The following is an 18257-nucleotide window of genomic DNA, read 5'->3' on the forward strand; positions in this document are numbered from 1 at the left end:
GAAGAAAAATCTTCTATCCTCAGATAGTCCATGCAAAAAAAGGGATGTACCTTGAGGCAGAATTTGGTAAAAACCAAATCGCAAAGTCGGAAATTCACTCGTCCGGCTGGGATGGGAAAACGTTTAGGTCACTGGTCCCGCACCATTTTGACGGTGTTTGGGCTGATAGGACTCACAGCGGCGTCTGGACCGGCACCCAGTAGCAATGATGTGGAACTGAAAGTGGGGGTTGTGCAGCGATTTGGTGAGGAACCCGACCAAATGACGTTGCAGGCAACATCGGGCGATCGCTTGATGTTGCGCTTTAATACAGGCGATCGCCAGCAAACCCTGCAAACCACCAGTGCCAAGCTAGAAGTGACCATGCAACCTCTACCAGCACCTGCGTTAGAGGAACGGCTTGTCCTGGGCATTTATCGGAGTTTTGAGATGGCGGAAGACAGTGCCAAAGCGTGGCAAGCCAAGGGAATTGAGGTTGAGGTAGCGCAGCCGGAACGCTGGCAGGTGTGGGCAAAACGCGATGTTTATAAAACGCCTTTAGTGCGCCGCTGGCTGTTGCAGAACCTTCAAGCTCAAGGCGATCGCGCTGCGTATTTGGAGACGGAAGTGGTGCAGAAAGTGCCCAAAGCGTCTCTCGTTGTGAATGGTTTTCGGTACGATCGCGACCAGATAGAGATTATCCCTGGCAAAAACCCGATCCAGGTGACAAAAGGCAAAAACTCGAAAAATAGCGTTCTCTACGCTGGCTCGTTGCGGCTGCAACCCAACGCTTACGGCACTTACACCCTGGTCAATCAAGTACCCTTAGAAATTTATCTGCGGGGCGTCGTACCGCACGAACTGGATGGCGGTGCCCCCTATGCGGCGGCGGAAGCGCAGGCAATCATTGCTCGGACTTATGCACTGCGGAACTTACGGCGGTTTACAGTGGATGGGTACGAACTGTGTGCAGACACCCACTGCCAAGTTTACAAGGGTCTCACCGGCACTGTACCGACGACAGACAAAGCGATCGCGGCGACGAAAGGTCAAGTACTAACTTACCAGAATGAACTGGTGGATGCCCTTTATTCCAGTACCAGCGGTGGCATCAGTGCGCCCTTTAATGATGTCTGGAATGGCCCAGATCGCCCGTATCTCCAAGCCGTGGTAGATTCATCTGGGACAATTTGGAACCCGCAGTTGTCTTTGGCTCAAGAACAAAATTTCCAGCGGTTTATCAGCCTGAAACAAGGATTTCACGAAACTGGCGGCAATTGGTTTCGCTGGAGTAAAGCCAGCAGTATCGCTCAGATTACCCAAGATTTGCAGCTTTATCTCAAGCGGACAAAGACTCCCCATACTCCCTTTAAAGCAATTAAGCAATTGCGGGTAGCAGAGCGATCGCCCTCCGGACGGATTATCCGACTGGCAGTGCAAACCGACACTGGCGTGGTTGAAATTCTCAAAGATGATATCCGCAGTGCCTTTCGACCACCCCGCAGCACCCTTTTCTACCTACAACCTATCTATGGCGCAGACAAAACCCTAAAAGGTTATGCCTTTATTGGAGGCGGATTGGGGCATGGCGTAGGCATGAGTCAAACCGGCGCATTCAATTTAGCGAAAGCGGGTTGGTTAAGTCAGCAGATTCTCAACTTCTACTATCCTGGTGCCCAAATTCAGCCTCTTAACCAGTCCATTACCTTCGGCCCGGATCAAAATACAAAAGCGTTGCCCAACTCCTGAAAACAATCAAGCAGGGACGCTTGAGAGTGTCCCTGCTAAAAAGCTTAGAAGTTGTCAGTTATTTGGCGGCAGGTTTCATCCAGATATCTGTAAATAGTCAATCCTATCGATCAACCCGCCCATACAAGTCAGTTGCTGGTTTGAAAAGACGCCACTAATAGCGCGTCTTTTACTGATATCCGTTGTACGTTGTTTTTTCTTGTCTGCGATCGCTGACAACCAACCACTGACTGGTTTTCTTAATAGAGTTCTTCTTCTTGGTGGGTCATGATGGTGCAATCCGACTTGGGATAAGCCACGCAAGTCAGGACATAGCCAGCTTCAATCTGATCGTCATCCAGGAAAGACTGGTCAGATTGATCGATATCACCCTCAGTCACTTTGCCAGCGCAGGTTGAACAAGCACCAGCGCGACAGGAGTAGGGCAGATCGAGACCTTGATCTTCTGCGGCGTCAAGAATATAGACGTCGCCTTCAACTTCAATCGTGGTGTCTAGCCCTTCGGCTTCGTTAATTAACCTTACTTTATAAGCCATGTAGCGTTCCTCTCAAGTAGTCGAAATGGCAGTAGTAATTCAGAGTAGAGCGACCTTCCTCGCTAGACTAAGCTCAGGTAAAGGTTTGCTTACTAGGTTCACTTCCTCTTTAGATACTACGGGAAAAACCAGAGCCTTCAACACGAGATCAATAGATGGTGTGAATGGTATTCGTAATAAACTTTTAAGATTCAATCCTAATTACTTATACTTATCAATGGAATGGTAGACCAGTGATACGATGTTCAGCTGACAATTCCTCGAGAACATCGAGATACCTTCTTCGGGGTAAATATATTAGCTGTAATTATAGAAAGAATTAATAACAACAATTAATCTTTAAATTCAGACAGATGAACTGAAAAATTTAGAGATTAATCACCGGATGATTTTTTACTGTTAGCAACAACACATTTTTAAAATGCCAACATCAGTGTCTCATCCTGCGTGGTCTGGCAAGCTCCCAATCGGTGTCGGGCTGGTGGGAACCGGATATGCAGCTAAACTCCGGGCGCAAACATTTCAATCCCAAGATAGAACCCAGCTAGTAGCCGTTGCCGGACATACCCCGGACAGCACAAAGGAATTTGGTCAAACCTACTCTTGCCAAGCCGTTTCATCTTGGGAAGATTTAGTGGGGCGCGAGGATATCGATTTGATCGTCATCTGCACGGTAAACCAGCAGCATGGAGCGATCGCGCGTGCCGCACTTGAAGCTGGCAAACACGTTATTGTCGAATATCCGCTGTGCTTGGACGTTGCCGAAGCAGAAGCACTCATTGCCTTAGCACGCGATCGCAATCAACTCCTGCACGTCGAGCATATAGAAATTTTGGGCGGTTTGCATCAAGCACTGCGGCAATCCTTACCCAAAATTGGAGAAGTCTTTTACGCCCGCTACAGCACTATCAATCCCCAACACCCCGCACCCCAACGCTGGACTTATCACCCCGAACTATTTGGCTTTCCCCTGTGCGGTGCCCTCTCTCGCATCCACCGACTGACAGATTTGTTTGGTTCCGTCGCTACCGTCAGCTGTCAAGCGCGGTATTGGGGCGAGGGGGCGTTCTACCAATCCTGTTTTTGCACAGCCCAGCTAAAGTTTACTAGCGGCGTGGTTGCAGAGGTGATTTATGGAAAAGGGGAAAATCTCTGGCAACCATCCCGAAGTTTTGAGGTTCACGGAGAACACGGGGGATTAATTTTCGATGGAGATGAAGGCAAGCTAATCAAAGAGAACGAGACAACACCAATTGAAGTGGGAGGGCGTCGGGGTTTATTTGCCAAAGACACCAGCATGGTTTTAGACCACTTGATTGAAGGCACACCGCTGTATGTTACCCCAGAGGCTAGCTTATACGCCCTCAAAGTTGCCGATGCTGCCCGTCGTTCAGCAGAAACTAGGCAGACAGTTTTAGTTTAAGCGCTGTTAGGGTAGTCAATTAACTTTGTGTTAAGGCACTTGGCAACGCCAGCTCAACTTGAAGCGGATCTCTGCCAGATTTTATGAAAACATTTACATTTCTTGCGTTAAAAAAGCTTTCCTTTTCTACTTGCGACTCGCTACATTTTTAAAACCAGCCACTTCCGCTAAAGTGTACAGGGGTCTACCTTTGACTTCTTCATAGATGCGCCCGATATATTCTCCTAGGATACCGATACTTACCAATTGCACGGCACCGAGAAAGAAAATTGCTACCAGAATTAAGGTAAACCCGGTTAAAGGGGAATTGGGGACAAAAATCCGCCAATATAAAACTAATATCGCCATCACCAGAGCGATCGCTGCCGCGAATAAGCCGACATAAGTAGATAGCCGCAGCGGTACTTTTGAGAAGGAGACTAATCCATTCACTGCCAATGACAAAGATTTACTGAAAGTGTACTGCACCTCGCCAGCAAAGCGGGGGTGACGCTCGAAGTAGACGGCGGTTTGGGGAAAGCCTACCCAAGAACGCAGTCCCCGGATATAACGATTGCGCTCAGGCATCGAATTAAGGATATCTGCGACTTGTCGATCCATTAGACAGAAATCGCCTGTATCGGTAGGAATGTCTACATTTGCCAGACGCTTGAGAAGACGATAAAACACATAGGCGGTGAAGCGCTTGAACCAGCCTTCTTTGTGGCGTTTGATGCGCTGAGCATAGACGACTTGATAGCCTTGTTGCCATTTTTCCACCATGTCTGGAATTAATTCTGGGGGATCTTGTAAGTCGGCATCAAGGATAACAATTGCTTCACCCCGAACAAAATTAAGACCTGCGGTGACAGCAATCTGATGACCGAAATTACGGGCAAGGCTTAAGTAGCAAACTCGCGGGTCTTTTTCATGCAATTCGCGCAGCATTTGTAAAGAGCGATCGCGACTGCCATCGTTGACTAAAATTAGCTCCGTTGGGGCATCTAGCCGCTCCATCACCGCACTCATCCGCCGATAAAGTTCGGGGATGCTTTTCTCTTCGTTATAGATGGGAATGATGAAGGAATATTTGGGGTTCATAATTAGCTGTTAACGATTCGCCAATAACTTTTAGTGAATCGCTGTCATTGGTCAAGTGTCATTATTTATTCGCTCTTCGTCAATCGCAAAGGACTGATGACTAAGTAGGATAACTGAATTTAACCCTGTCATTTTGTCGTTTGGATTGAGGGACAAAACCATACATTGATAAGGTTTGATGAGTAACGCTTAGTCGCCCTACTCATCCGGCAAATAATTAAGTCCCTCTATTTAATGACTAATCGCTAACAGCTACGAATTATCGTTCCAATTTGTTAGGAATGCCTTCGCAACCACCGGGAATTGTGGCTCTGGTTTTTTCGCCACCCCAAGCACAACAATATTGGCGCAGTTCTTCCGAGAGTCCCTCAACGTCGGTGAAGTCGGCATTTTCTACTACAGCGCCCGTATAAGCACCTGTTTTGTAGTTAGCGTAGGGAGGTTGAGTATGAGTGCGAGGGGTCGCAGTTTCCCCCGGACCATAGAACAAGCGGGTGGCTTTGAAATCGGCACCAGCAAGATTCGCTTCATACAAGATGGTGCGAGAGAAATTAGCCTTGACTAAATCGCAATTGCTTAAGTTAGCACCAACAAGATTGGCTTCGCTTAAGTCTGTGCGGCGCAAGTCGGTGCCAGACAAATCTGCCTTCGCTAACATAACTCCTAAGTCGATAACGCGCACGCCGTTGACGCGGTCTTCTGCATAGCCTCCCAGTCCGTCAAAGATAGCTCGACCTAGGCGGCGATCGCGTTCTAGGGGAGTTAGCAATTTAGAACTGGACAAGAACCGCAGAATTTTGGCTTTCCCGCTGGCGTCTACACTGCTCAAGATAGCGGCGGTACGCCCTTCGGCTAGTAACCGCTCTTGAGGCCAATCTTCGAGCAATCCTTCTTCATCTAATACTAGGTCGGAGATCCCCTGAAAATAAGTATCGATCGTCTGCTGCTGAGTAATCAGGTTTTGCTGAATCGTCAGGGAGTTTTGCTGAATGGTCAAGTCTCTGGAAATAATGTACTGTCGCCACGCCACGTATACGGCGATGACAGCAATGAAAATTTGCCCTACAGCTCCTGTCCATTCTGCTAGGGAACCGAGTTCATCCCATTTTTGCTGGTTTAACCACTTGCCGATGTTTTGGTTGATACCAGAAAACTTGAGCAAGCTGATGAGCGATAAGATTGTTCCGACGATGGCGACGATGACAGCTCGCTGTTTTGGCGGTAGCATCTCATCCAGCACGGGTTCCAAACCAAGCCATAGCATCCGCAGCGATACGACTAGCCCCACGATCGCTCCTGATATCCCGATCCAGAAGTTATTAATCGCTAACCCTAGGATGACTAAGGCGATCGCTATCAGGACGATGGGCGTTCCTTGCGGAACAACTGGATTCTTTTTGGACAGCACCAGCGATCGCGGCATGGTAGCCAAATGTTGCTCGTATTGGTTCCGTCCGGACGGTGTCAGCGATTGCATCTGCGACGGGCTGTTCACAGCAGGTCTGTTACCATTGCCACTATCTTGAGCGTTTGACGGTGAATTGGACTGGGAAGGATTAGGCTCTGTCGTCATTGTGTTAATTCGTCAAGCAGGCGCAGTAAACCCATGCTTTATGGTAGCGGCTGTGGCAGTCAACAAGATTTTATCTAATAGAGCAGGCAAGTGTTAAGGGCAAATGGCGCTGAATGCGATCGCTCTGTTTCCTCTTTTCCCTGTAGTTCGAGAAAGACGCGATCGCTATCATAAAACAAGCAACTCAACAGAAACCAGGAGAATAATTCATGAATACCCAATTAGTTGAATCCCTAGTCCAAGTTATTTTATCTCTGCCACCGGATGAGCGATCGCTACTTGAAGAAAAACTATTTAGCAATATACCCTACCCTTCAACCCTTGAATTAGCGCACCTTGCACAAAGCGGAGGAGCTTTTGATTTTCTCCACGATGAACCTGATATTTACACCCTCGAGGATGGAGAAGCAATCTAGTAAGACTTAAAAAAGGAGATATTGTCCTAGTTAATTTTCCCTTTACAGACTTAAGTACAACAAAATTACGTCCTGCGTTAGTGCTGACGGCAAGTTCTGCAATAGATGAAGTGACTCTTTGCTTCATTTCCTCTCAAAATGCCACCAGCTTAAGTCTTGAAGAATTTGCTCTCAATATTTCAGACGCAGAATTTTCCAGCACGGGATTGCGAGTTTCTTCTAAAGTTAGGGTAACTCGAATTGCTACCCTTGAACGTAGATTAATCATCAGACGCTTAGGAGAGTTGGGTATTCTGCAAATGCAACAATTGAACGAAGTGATGATTCGGGCATTTCAAATAATGTAACTTGTGCAATCAGCAGCCAGAAATCCGCTGTTTTCTTTCCTCTGCGCCCTAGGGAGTCGTCTGGGGTTCGATAAAACCCTTACAACCCCAAATCTACTGCCACGCGATGGGCACAAGCAAAACCAGAAAATGCCACCGCATTTAAACCCTGCCCTGGAAACGTACTGTCTCCCACACAATAAAGTCCCGAAATCGCAGTTCGATTGAATGGCATTCCCAATAGTCCTAATAACTTGTTTCTAGGAATTGGGCCATACGTACCATCTGCACGACCTAAAAAGCGCCGATGCGTGCGGGGCGTCCCGACTTCCAGATAATCTAACCCTGCATCTAAACCGGGGAAAATCTTCTCTAGCCGCTCAATGATTCGTCCTGCTGCCTCTTCCTTTTTCTGTTCATATTCGCTAGAAGAAAGTCCCTGCCAATTTTCAATCCAATCAGGGGTAAAGGCGTGCAGAATATGATGACCTTCTGGTGCTAAATCCGGGTCGAGTAACGTAGGAATCGACAAAAAGATCGTGCCTTGCGCCGCTTCCATCTTCTGCCAATCTTCTAGCAAAATGTGGTGACAGTCCGTACCAAGCGGCAGCACATCTGCCTTAACGCCTAAGTGCAAACTTAAGAAACCCGGCGATTTTTGATAACGATTTTGCCACTTCTTCTCAGCCGCTGGTATTTCTTCCGCTGGCAGTAACTTCTCGAAAGTATCCCAGCGCGTTGCATTGGAAATAATCCGCTTGGCTTCATAGACTTTTCCATTTGCCAACTCGACGCCTACCGCTCGACCCTCTTGGGTAATAATTTTCGTCACCTTGGCTTTGTACTGAATCTGTCCCCCAGCTTTTTCCAGTCCCTCCACCAGTTTTTGGGCGATTTGTCCTACACCCCCTTTAGGATAGTTAATGCCGCCGTAGTGCCGGTCTGAGAACACCATCCCTGCATTAATCATCGGTGTCCGGTCAGCGGGGACAACTGACCAGCAGTAGCACTCCATGTCGATAAACTTCAGTAGCTGCGGGTCTTTGATGTATCGCCTTGCAATATCACCAGCATTTTGAGGCAAATACTTTACCAAGCCGAGACACGCTAAGGGATGCTGAAAAAATGCCCGTGTCAGATACCGGGGTTCTTCCAACGACAGCAATTCCATCGCATTCAGGCAGTTGAAAACTTTCCAGCATTCGTCGTAGAAGCGTCGAATCCCTTCCCGTTCGTGGGGGAAGTAGGCAGTGAGTTCTTGCAAAAACTTCTCATAATTGCGATGAACTTTTGGATCCAAACCGGCGGGAAGATGGTAGTGAATCTGGACGGAATCGGGGATGGTTTCCAGACTGACATTCACAGCATCTAGAGCGCGGGTGAGCAGATTGGTGGTGCCCTGAGTCCCAAACCCAAAAATCATCGACGCCCCTACGTCAAACCGATATCCCTGCCGCTCAAAATATCCGGCACTGCCACCTGGAATTAAGTAACTCTCCAGTACAAGAACTTTAGCTCCTTTGGCTGCCAGTTGGGTGGCTGTTACCAGCCCTCCAATTCCAGAGCCAATCACGATGGCATCAAACGTTTGTGCAGTTGGAGATTTAACGGTAGTTGAAGGCATGAGGCAGCAGTAAGGGAAAATTTTACTCATTTCAATCCCTATTAGGGATTAACACAAAAATGCCCCGCTGCCAACAACTCAACCAATAACTCAAGCCCTTTGGTGTCTAATTTATCTCACCAGACTCATATGAGCGACTGCATGAGCTAAAGGCTGCTTTTATTGGGCTTGTGTCTTGCCTCTTAAAAAAAATGGGGACTAGCTTGCTACTGCTAACCAGCCCCACCTGCCGATCCTTAATGAGAGGAGAACACTGAAAATAAATATAGCCTTGTTGAAAATAGATGTCAATACTATTGCAAGTTATTTTCAATAGAAAAAACCAAGTTAGTTGGAATTGTGGGCTTTTCGTTACCCCACAAATGCTTTTGGCGTGGGGTTTGGTGACAAAGAAACCGAACCCAGAATCAATCTGGGTTTTCAGACATCCCAGGAGGTTCTATGATAGGTCAGGTCTTTGAGCTGGCATCTGACTGCCAAAATCGCAACTATGACTCTCCAACTGCGTGTCTATGTTCCTCCCCATCCACTGATTAAACATTGGCTGGCTGTTGCTCGTGATGCTGCGACGCCATCGGTGCTGTTTAAAAGCGCGATGACGGAACTGGGGCGCTGGCTGACTTATGAGGCAACTAGAGAATGGTTGCCGACGATAGAAACAACCGTACAGACGCCCCTGGCTGAATGTCCGGCTACATTTATCAATCCAGAGGTGCCACTGGTTGTGGTGCCGATTTTACGGGCAGGATTGGGGTTATTAGATGGGGCGCAGACGTTGCTGCCTTTGGCGTCGATTTACCATATCGGTTTGGTGCGGGATGAGAAAACCCTGGAAGTTAGCTGTTATCTGAATAAATTGCCGGAACGGCTTGACCCTCAAACGCGGGTTTTAATTTGCGATCCGATGCTGGCGACGGGTGGAACCATGATGAGGGCGATCGCAGAACTGACACAGCGAGGCGTTGACCCAGCTTTAATGCGGATTATTTCGGTTGTAGCAGCGCCACCCGCCCTGCAACAGCTTTCTGTCGCGTATCCGGGCTTGGTTGTCTATACGGCAATGATTGATGAGGGTTTGAACAGCCACGGGTATATTGTACCGGGGCTGGGAGATGCAGGCGATCGCACGTTTGGCACCTGATGCGGTGTCCAAAGCGGTATCCAACGCACGATCCAAAAGATGAGCAATCAAAGATGAAATCTGTGTTCAGATTTCTTACTTAGGACGACTGACAACTGAACAGATGACTCCTTAGACTGGTAGGCATCGAGGTCAGCAAAAAGTTAACCTGAAAACAGTTGCAACAAGAAAAAAAACAACGGTAATTTTAAGATGAGTCAGCGCGATAGTTTTGGCAGTGGATTTCTGGCTGGAACGATAGTTGGCGGTCTAGTCGGTGGAATTGTCGGAGCGCTGGTTGCTTCTGGACGCGCGTCCGAAACTGACACAACTGACGCCTCTCTGCTCAATCCTGGCTCGTCAGAAGCGAAGTTGAGCAAGGGGAAAAAGCGTCAGCTAAAGGATTCAGAAAGTATTGAATTTGCACGGCGAGGCTTAGAGGATAAAATTGCTCAGTTAAATGCAGCAATTGATGAAGTCCGGACACAGCTAGGCACTGTAAATGGCAAGAGTACAGAACTAGAGCGGGAGCGATTTTCTTCCTCAGATACAGCACGAATTTCTGAAAGGGGTCGTTCCCTAGGAACATCGCTTAATCAAGATTCCTAAGTTTCAATCCGGTAAATCCGTTAAACTGTCTTCAAGTTTCAAGCGTTCACCAATTTTAACAAGGAACCTTCAACACCGATGAATTCTTCAGCCGAATTACTGATCAATACGATCTCCACTTTTCTGAATATGTATATGTTCATATTGATTGTACGGATTCTTTTAACTTGGTTTCCGACAGTCAATTGGATGAACCAGATAGCTTCCACCTTGAGTCCAATTACAGACCCTTACCTCAACCTTTTTCGCTCGATTATTCCTCCGTTGGGTGGTCTGGATATCTCCCCGATTTTAGCGATTTTTGTGCTGCAAATTCTGGCTGGATTGTTCTCCAGCATTCAATTCACTCCGGGTTTTTAGGGTCAAAGGATTTTAGATTTGGATTTTGGAGTGAATCTATAATCTAAAATCCTTGCAATCAGATGTTAACGGCGGATTTGTTAGCGTGCGGACTTGTTAACGGCGGACTGTACCGTTAAATCCAGCGGCTTTGAATTGCTTGAGCTGCAAGGGTGTCGGTTGGTTTGCAGCAACCGAGATCCTGAGTTCAAAATCGCTGACTCCAGGCGGCACTTCTTCGATCGAACCGAGGCGCGTTCGGTTTTGCATTACCGAGTCGCCATTCGCGTCGTAAATGCGACCAAAAATATCGGCGTTGTAGACATATTTATCAGAGTCATTTTGAGCTTTGCCGGTAACAATGTAGCAACTCGCAGCTCTGGAAGCGCCGGTACTCATAACCGCCCCATCTGCTAACTCAGATGGGCAGTCATGGTAGGAAAGTTCAGACAGTTTAATCTGTGTCAATGCCAAAGCCGGAGGAGTAAACAGCAAGTTCACAACTCCGATAAGGCAAGAGATGAAAAAAATAGACACAGCTCGAAATCGCATAAACCGTACCATGACTTCAGGTTTTTTGGGAACTTCACCCCTCAGCTTAGCGCGAATCTAGTCAAACAGGAGCTTCGGGATATCTTGACAATTCTGCGATAATAGGGGATCGCCCTTAATGAGCGCTCTAAGTCTGGGCATTCCCACTCAGAATCACCGAGATAGCTCTGCTGTGTGGCGATCCATTCCAAAGAAGGAATTGATTGTGACCCGATCTGAGATTGAAGCGGCACTGCAAGCAGCATTTAGTCTATGTGAGGAGGCTGTATATCCTCTCAGCGATACACAGAAGCAAATTCTGCTGCAAGTTGTTGTCAAGGAACTGCTGGGTGCCCAAGGGGAGAACCCGGCGAGTGGTGATGAAAATGCCGATGGTGCGAATCCATTGGAGGAACTGACAGCAGAACAAGTCAAAGCTTTACTGCAATTTGTCAAGGAACAAGAAAGACAAAATCGCTCTTGGAAGATTACTTTACTGAATGACTGGTTAAATAATCAGGATTCGGGAGCGATGCAATTTTTACGCGATCGCTATGGCTTTGGGTGGCTCTATCGCATTCAGCCGGTTCATCTGGCTGAGTATTATGAGCGGGAAGGCAAGCAAGGGTTAAAGCTGAAAGTAGGCGATCGCATTGAGGTTTCTAATGGTCTGTGGGAGTGGGTGCAAGAAAACGGCCCCTGTAGCCGCGAATGGTTTCCCTGCACGGTGGTTGGGGTTTACGAGACTACTGAGAGCGGAGTCTCTCATACCAACTGCATTATCCGGTTTGAGAATGGCAGCGAGTATGAGATTCAAGGCATTTACGAATGGAATCGTTTTAACTGGCAATGGCCTAAAAATTAGAGATTCCGATTCTTGTAAAGATTGACCGCAAACTCATCCAGAATCGTGGTTCCCGATAGCTGCTGCGATTGCGCTAACTGGTAACGAGATTGCAAAACTCGCTGGATTTCCTGCTGAATTTGCTGTTTTTCAGCCTCCGTTTTGGGAGCCTTATTCACAGGACGGGCGCTCTCTAACCAGAGAATCCGAGGATATTGCGCTGCTTGTCCGCTTGTTAGAACTTTTTCTAAAGCAGGCGCAAGGTCGGCAGGATGCTGTGCTAATAGCTGAACCGGGGCAGTGGGAGGAAGATAATAAGCCAAACGCAGAATGTGACCCCAAGCGCGGGAGTTCATCACGATTAAAGTTGGCGTTGTAGGTTCCTGTTGAATCAAATCTGCTATCTGATGGAACATCGAGCGGTTTCTCGTGCTGAAGTCCCCGATGCTGATGCCCAGATACAACAGCAGCAAACCTGCTACCGCTACTCCGCGCCAGCGTCCCGCCGCCCGTTCCAGCCATAAAGCAATTAATAGCAAGCATCCAGGCAAAACAAAAATCAGTGCCCTTCCACCGCCAAAGCCAATCGTGTATTTGCCAGCGAGAATATCCACTGCAAATGCAATGCACAGGGGCAAAATTCCCAGTGACAAAGCCATGAATAAGGTACGACGCTTTCCTTGCCCCCAGAGGCTAAAGGTACACCCGGCTAGTAACAAAATTATCAGGCACCCTGCCACAATCGCGAGGGTCGCTTCTGCGGGAGTTTTGACGACATCTCCCACCCAGTCTCCCAGTAACAAGTGACTGCTCAAGGTTTGGGTAACATCTGCGAAATGATTTCCCTTGGAAAACTGATTGCCCACTTCACCCAGACGCCCCTGCTTCCGAGTTCCCCAAACAAACCAAGGCATCCACAGCAATACACCCGTCCCCAAACGCAATCCGTGCTGCCACCACCGCCGCCGGTCAAAGATGAGGACAAAGATGCCTAGGGTCATCACCCAGTAGACAAAAAGATACTGCGTCAGCAGTCCAGCAGCGACTGAAACAATCAGAATCGCACTCCAGAGAATCGATGAGCGGTTGCGGGGATGATGGGATGATGGCGTGGCGTCTGGTTCAATTTCCCACTCGGAGGCTCGGACACTCTCTGTTGCTCCTTTTGTGTCAACCAGATGCAGCATTGCCCAGGTGCTGAGAATCGTCCATAAAATCAGCGGGCCATACATCCGGGCATTTAAAGAGTGGAATAAATAGAAAGGATTTGTACCGAGTAAGGCGGCAAAAATCAGTCCGCCGCGATGTCCCATCACAAAACGTCCTAATCCGTAAGCGCCGCCAATTGCACCTACACTCAGCAATGCGCCCAGACCTCGTAAGGCAGCTTCGCTATTGCCAAATAGCTGTAGCCAGAAGTACAGGCTGAAATAAGAAAGGGGCGGATGGACATCGCCCAAGATACCTTTATAGACATCTTTGATCGTTCCTACGACATCACCGGCTCGTGGGATCAATAAAGCGCTGTAGTCCCGCAGGTTGACGGGTTGCGCTCCCGGAGCTTGATAGTCAACGCCGTGACCGCTGGCGAGGATCAGGGATAGAACTTCGTCGTACCAAAATTCTCGGCTGCCTAGATAGATAATTCTTAACAAAACAGCGATCGCGATCGCGCCTAGGAGCAACATCTCCAGCGACAACCAGCGCCGCGATGATTTAGGAACTGTGAAGCTTCGGCTCATAATATTGACGAAATTAGAATTTAGGTTAAAGTGCAGTCAAGTTAGGTGAAACTTGACATATATTAGCTTGTCTTTGTTTTTTTATGTCCTTAGATATTGACCCAGTAGAACTCTCTGTGGTAGTACCGCTTTACAACGAGGAGGACAATATTGACTACTTGTTTGAGCGGCTGCTATCGGTACTAGAAACCGTAAATACAACCTACGAGATTGTTTGCGTCAATGATGGCAGTAAGGACAATACCCTGAAGTGTCTAATTGAGCATCATTATCGTAACCCAGCGATTAAAGTCGTCAACTTGTCCCGCAACTTTGGCAAAGAAGTCGCCCTCAGTGCCGGACTAGACTATGCTGCGGGTGCTGCGGTAATCCCAATTGATGCCGACTTGCAAGATCCGCCAGAGTTAATTAAGGAACTGGTAGACAAATGGCGCGAAGGCTATGATGTCGTTTATGCAACTAGGCGATCGCGTGATGAAGGTTGGCTGAAAAACTCTACAGCCAAAGCTTTCTATCAGATCATTGGCAAGATGAGTCGCGTCCCCATCCCCCGCAATACCGGGGACTTTCGGTTGCTCGATCGGCGTGTGGTAGAAGCCATCAAGCTACTGCCAGAACGAACCCGATTTATGAAAGGACTCTTTGCTTGGGTGGGTTTCAAGCAAACCTCTGTTTTATTCGATCGTCCCCCACGTTATAAGGGAACCACGACTTGGAACTATTGGCGTCTGTGGAACTTTGCCCTAGATGGAATTACTTCCTTTAGTTTTCTCCCTTTAAAAGTATGGAGTTACGTGGGCGTTACGATATCTTTTTTGTCATTTATTTACGCTAGCTTCTTATTCTTTCGCACTCTAATTTTTGGGATCGATCTTCCGGGTTATGCTTCCATCATGGTGGCGGTGTTATTTCTAGGAGGCATCCAGTTAATAACACTGGGGATCATTGGCGAGTATCTTGGTCGTGTCTATGAAGAAGTCAAAGGACGTCCGCTTTATTTAGTGCGTGAAGCTTATGGTTTCAAAAGTCAAGAGTCAACCGAAAAGCGTCACAAATCAGAAATTAGCACTCAAGAGGCTTTAGTAATATCTGAAGAACGAATAAGCAAGGATTAATCGCGAATAACTCCGGACTTACGCGCTGAAAGCTTGAAACCTAGCTCCCCTAACCTCTCTAAAAAAGGGAGAACCGGAAAAGTTCCCCAATTTATCGAGGGATTTAGGGGGATCTCTGCGTAAGCCCTATTACTAATGACAAATGATTAATGGCTAAAAACAAAGGAGTTTTTGTTGAACGCTAAAAGTGGCATTTTCCTATTGACTGCCGTCTGCATTGTAGCGACGGGACTCGCAGTATATTTTTTGGGAGGCATCGATCCAGCTCAACTCCAAACATGGCTAAATCAAGCTGGTATCTGGGCACCGATTATTTATATCGTTTTCTATACCTTGGCGACACTGTTAATCTTGCCTTCTACAGCACTAAATCTTACCAGTGGCGCAATTTTTGGTCCTTGGTTGGGGACGCTTTGGACGAGTATTGCCGCCGTGATTGCGGCTGTAGTGGCTTTTGCCTTTACGCGCACGGTGGGGCGTGAATTTGTCGTTCAAAAGTTGGGTGGACGCTTGCAAGCGATTGATGCGGAGATGATTCAGGGTGGCTTATTCTATATGTTTGCCATCCGCCTACAGCCAATTATTCCCTACGGCTTAGTTAATTTTGCGGCTGGTTTGACTTCAATTCGCTTTCGGGATTATCTACTAGGAACCATTCTGGGAACCATCCCCGGAGTGTTGCCATTTGTAATGTTAGGGAGTTACGGCTTACGGGCGCTAAAAACGGGCGATTTCTTGCCCTTAATTGGTGCCTTGCTATTAATTGCGATGTTGGTTGGGGGCGCGACTTGGTATCGTCGTCGCCGTACCGATCCTCGAAAAGCTTTAGAGGAGATCGAACGGAAGCGCCTTCAAAATCCTCTAGATAAAGCAGACGAGTAGCGATCGCATTCAGATTAACCTTGTTTATTTTCAGGAGAACACCAGGGAGATAGGGGTTCAATTCTTGCCTGCTGTATTAACTTGAGAATTTGCGATTCGTCACATCCATAGTTTGCTAACAACTGCTGAGCTTTGTTTTTCGCGTCATCTACAGATACGCCGAAGGCGATTATTTCTTCCTCTTGGCGTCCTGTGACGCTATCAATTGCAATAACGCAGCTGTAAAGTGGTGGTCGATCCTCCTGTCTTGGTTGCTGCACCATTGCTGCTCCTGCCTCCTGCTCGTTTCTGCTGTTTGATGGGAGAATTTTTCTCAATTTGTGCGGTGCCCTAAAAGTGCCGTAGGGGCACGAGGCACAATATCTGGATTAAATCCCCCCACTTGGTTCGTCCGAATTACCCACAAAGCGGCTCCATTATTTAACAAAATCGTGGCAATTTCATCATGCGCCCGTCGAGGTAACATGGTTCGCCAAGTTGTTGCTGCCTTCAAGACAGTGGTAAGGGTGCCGTCCGCTGTCCTGGTTCCTGCTAAATTCTCAGCGTTTTCTTGCCAATCGGAACGAATAATCCCTAGGGGTGCTAATTGCTTTTCAAGCGATCGCCCTAATTTCACGAGTTGCTGAAATCGTAAGGTTTGAGCGTCGGTAGGATGACGTCGCAACCACTCTTGAATCCGAGGATTCGACGCCACCTGTTTCTCTACCTGCTTAATCGTCACAAAAAGCGCTTGGTTAGCATCTTGTACGCAAGAAGTTGAGGGTGTCACCACTGAACTACCCGTTCCATCTCCAATCCGGTAGCGTGCCATCATAATATCCAACTGGCGCATAAATTCTTTCATAGGTGACAGTTGGATGCCATCAAAATCATAATCTTGCGTCACAGCATCGAGCTTGACGATCGCATCGGATACAGGCCGATTTCCCAGCCAACCCCGCTGCAAATCTCCCATATAAGTAGACCATTTCATGGTGCCAGCAATAATCCCATCAGGGTTATGGGCGTAAACTTGCCGATACTCGATGTCAAAGCGTAACTCATCTGTGAAGCGATCGCGTACGACTGTCGCAATGCCATAAGCAAAATGTCCCGTAACTACGCCCAGCGGTTCGGGTTCGGGTTTTTTACCCCCAATTCCACCGTATGTATGAAGGACAATTGCTCGATCTCCCTCGCGCCATTTCGATACCGCCTCGTTAAATTGTTGACTTTTTGGATCGAGTAAAACTATCTTGGCGGTTCCTTTTTGACCTTCAGTACCTTTCCAAAGTTCTTTTTTCAGATAGGAATTAGCAGATTTCCGATTTACCCGCACTTCATCTGGTTGCAAACGCATCAAGGCGCGGGGTTCAATTGCCTGGGTGACAAATATTCCCTCGGTATCTTTTGTCCCATAAATGTACCAGCCTGCGGAATTGAGGGGAGACTTTTCAATTCCTCGATTTGTTGACCGAGAAATTCCATTGCGGTCAGATGGCACTTGAGGAATCCGAATTGTTTCTAAAAGGCCATCAAATTGTTTTGTTTTTTTATTAAAGTGACGCACAACAAAGCGATCCGAAGGAGACGCTGCGCTAACGCTATCTGCTTTCTCTCGTTTAATAATTGTCACTAAAGCATAAATCCGACCCGTGACTTGTACGGGTTCTTGGGCAATCTTCAGCGAGGGGCGTTCTTTTTGGTGATTGGTGACAACTACAGGGTTTTTGAGTTCCACGACGACATCATCTTGAGGTCGCGCCCCAGCCAAGGATTCTAAGGGATCGACATTTTGCCAATTGTTTAATCGGTCAGGATGCAAATTCCCCGTTTTTTTACTATCTTCAGTTGCCTGAATAAATTTGACATCTTGCGTTACAGCCTGGACAAATCTTTGCACTTCTGCGTCCCGGCTCCATTCTAAATTTACAATTTTTCCTACTAGATTCTGATGCACGGAATCAGCATTATAAACTTCAAAAAGCACCGATTTTCTAAGCTGTCTCTGCTCTTTCGGTAGTAATATTAGGCGTCCTGTCCACACGCTGACGGGTTGATAAACACTCGATGAGATAGGATAATTAACCGGATAAGAATTTGGTTGATTTAATTGATTTTTGAGGTAAATTTCATAATTTGATATATTGTTTTTGTTAGCAGAATTTTTTAATGTATAATAAATAAAAAAGCCTGAACCCAAAAGCAAAAAAGTCAGGCTAACGAGAACTCTTAAAAAGACTCGTTTAAATCGTTTAGACTTAATCAAAGATTTAACCAAATTTAGTTTAAAAATATATAAATATTGGCAGCTCTAAGCTAGATTCATCAGAAAAAAAGAAGGATGAAGTTTGAAATTCCGGCTGACAGTATGAGTAAAAAACTTTTTC

18 protein-coding genes are annotated in these 18257 nt (G+C 47.2%); 10 read left to right on the forward strand and 8 right to left on the reverse strand.

Annotated elements, in window-relative coordinates; all coding sequences use genetic code 11:
• Positions 1–30 precede the first annotated feature (30 nt).
• A complete protein-coding gene (locus H6F52_RS12590; RefSeq protein WP_190535088.1) occupies positions 31–1728 on the forward strand; it encodes a SpoIID/LytB domain-containing protein in 1698 nt (565 codons plus the stop codon).
• A gap of 239 nt (positions 1729–1967) precedes the next feature.
• Here the strand turns inward: H6F52_RS12590 and H6F52_RS12595 are convergent, their stop codons facing one another.
• Positions 1968–2264: a ferredoxin gene (locus tag H6F52_RS12595; protein ID WP_190410460.1), complete on the reverse strand. Its 297-nt coding sequence runs from the start codon at positions 2262–2264 to the stop codon at positions 1968–1970.
• Between the two features lie 421 nt (positions 2265–2685).
• Between H6F52_RS12595 and H6F52_RS12600 the strand changes: the two genes are divergently transcribed.
• Complete coding sequence (locus tag H6F52_RS12600) at positions 2686–3687, forward strand: Gfo/Idh/MocA family oxidoreductase (protein ID WP_190535090.1); 1002 nt, start codon at positions 2686–2688, stop codon at positions 3685–3687.
• Between the two features lie 126 nt (positions 3688–3813).
• Here the strand turns inward: H6F52_RS12600 and H6F52_RS12605 are convergent, their stop codons facing one another.
• Entirely contained in the window at positions 3814–4767 is a 954-nt protein-coding gene (locus tag H6F52_RS12605; RefSeq protein ID WP_190410462.1) for a glycosyltransferase family 2 protein, read from the reverse strand.
• Positions 4768–5026: 259 nt separating this feature from the next.
• Positions 5027–6340, reverse strand: a complete 1314-nt coding sequence (locus H6F52_RS12610; protein ID WP_190410463.1) for a pentapeptide repeat-containing protein — start codon at positions 6338–6340, stop codon at positions 5027–5029.
• 209 nt (positions 6341–6549) lie between these two features.
• On the opposite strand from H6F52_RS12610, the gene H6F52_RS12615 reads away from it, so the two are divergent.
• Positions 6550–6756 (forward strand): hypothetical protein, encoded by a 207-nt coding sequence (locus tag H6F52_RS12615; RefSeq protein ID WP_190535094.1) that lies wholly within the window; start codon positions 6550–6552, stop codon positions 6754–6756.
• Between the two features lie 20 nt (positions 6757–6776).
• Positions 6777–7103, forward strand: a complete 327-nt coding sequence (locus H6F52_RS12620; protein WP_190535318.1) for a type II toxin-antitoxin system PemK/MazF family toxin — start codon at positions 6777–6779, stop codon at positions 7101–7103.
• Between the two features lie 79 nt (positions 7104–7182).
• On the opposite strand, the gene crtH is transcribed toward H6F52_RS12620, so the two are convergent.
• Complete coding sequence (gene crtH, locus H6F52_RS12625) at positions 7183–8706, reverse strand: carotenoid isomerase (protein ID WP_190535321.1); 1524 nt, start codon at positions 8704–8706, stop codon at positions 7183–7185.
• A gap of 490 nt (positions 8707–9196) precedes the next feature.
• On the opposite strand from crtH, the gene upp reads away from it, so the two are divergent.
• The 3 genes from upp to H6F52_RS12640 all read left to right on the forward strand — a co-directional run bounded on the left by upp (position 9197) and on the right by H6F52_RS12640 (position 10795).
• Positions 9197–9847 carry a uracil phosphoribosyltransferase gene (gene upp / locus H6F52_RS12630; protein ID WP_190431668.1) on the forward strand — a complete coding sequence of 217 codons (651 nt, stop codon included), beginning with the start codon at positions 9197–9199 and terminating at the stop codon, positions 9845–9847.
• Between the two features lie 192 nt (positions 9848–10039).
• Positions 10040–10435, forward strand: coding sequence for a hypothetical protein (locus tag H6F52_RS12635; protein ID WP_190525255.1), 396 nt, complete (start codon positions 10040–10042; stop codon positions 10433–10435).
• Between the two features lie 78 nt (positions 10436–10513).
• A complete protein-coding gene (locus H6F52_RS12640) occupies positions 10514–10795 on the forward strand; it encodes a YggT family protein (RefSeq protein ID WP_190410467.1) in 282 nt (93 codons plus the stop codon).
• Positions 10796–10891: 96 nt separating this feature from the next.
• Here H6F52_RS12640 and H6F52_RS12645 read toward each other — a convergent pair whose 3' ends face one another.
• Entirely contained in the window at positions 10892–11326 is a 435-nt protein-coding gene (locus H6F52_RS12645) for a hypothetical protein (RefSeq protein WP_190410892.1), read from the reverse strand.
• Positions 11327–11531: 205 nt separating this feature from the next.
• On the opposite strand from H6F52_RS12645, the gene H6F52_RS12650 reads away from it, so the two are divergent.
• Positions 11532–12170, forward strand: coding sequence for a hypothetical protein (locus H6F52_RS12650; protein ID WP_190535097.1), 639 nt, complete (start codon positions 11532–11534; stop codon positions 12168–12170).
• Here the strand turns inward: H6F52_RS12650 and H6F52_RS12655 are convergent.
• On the reverse strand, positions 12167–13891 hold the full coding sequence (locus tag H6F52_RS12655) for a glycosyltransferase family 39 protein (RefSeq protein ID WP_190535102.1): 1725 nt from the start codon (positions 13889–13891) through the stop codon (positions 12167–12169). The two genes, H6F52_RS12650 and H6F52_RS12655, sit on opposite strands and share 4 nt — an antisense overlap.
• A gap of 83 nt (positions 13892–13974) precedes the next feature.
• On the opposite strand from H6F52_RS12655, the gene H6F52_RS12660 reads away from it, so the two are divergent.
• Both H6F52_RS12660 and H6F52_RS12665 read left to right on the forward strand, forming a co-directional pair.
• Positions 13975–15006, forward strand: coding sequence for a glycosyltransferase family 2 protein (locus tag H6F52_RS12660; protein WP_190428012.1), 1032 nt, complete (start codon positions 13975–13977; stop codon positions 15004–15006).
• Positions 15007–15177: 171 nt separating this feature from the next.
• A complete protein-coding gene (locus tag H6F52_RS12665) occupies positions 15178–15888 on the forward strand; it encodes a VTT domain-containing protein (protein ID WP_190535105.1) in 711 nt (236 codons plus the stop codon).
• A 14-nt stretch (positions 15889–15902) separates the two neighbouring features.
• On the opposite strand, the gene H6F52_RS12670 is transcribed toward H6F52_RS12665, so the two are convergent.
• Complete coding sequence (locus tag H6F52_RS12670; RefSeq protein ID WP_190535108.1) at positions 15903–16151, reverse strand: hypothetical protein; 249 nt, start codon at positions 16149–16151, stop codon at positions 15903–15905.
• A 50-nt stretch (positions 16152–16201) separates the two neighbouring features.
• Positions 16202–17857 carry an abortive infection protein gene (locus H6F52_RS12675; protein WP_347276211.1) on the reverse strand — a complete coding sequence of 552 codons (1656 nt, stop codon included), beginning with the start codon at positions 17855–17857 and terminating at the stop codon, positions 16202–16204.
• Between the last annotated feature and the right edge of the window lie 400 nt (positions 17858–18257).

This window comes from Coleofasciculus sp. FACHB-542 (assembly GCF_014695825.1).
In the GTDB taxonomy this organism is placed as follows: domain Bacteria; phylum Cyanobacteriota; class Cyanobacteriia; order Cyanobacteriales; family FACHB-T130; genus FACHB-T130.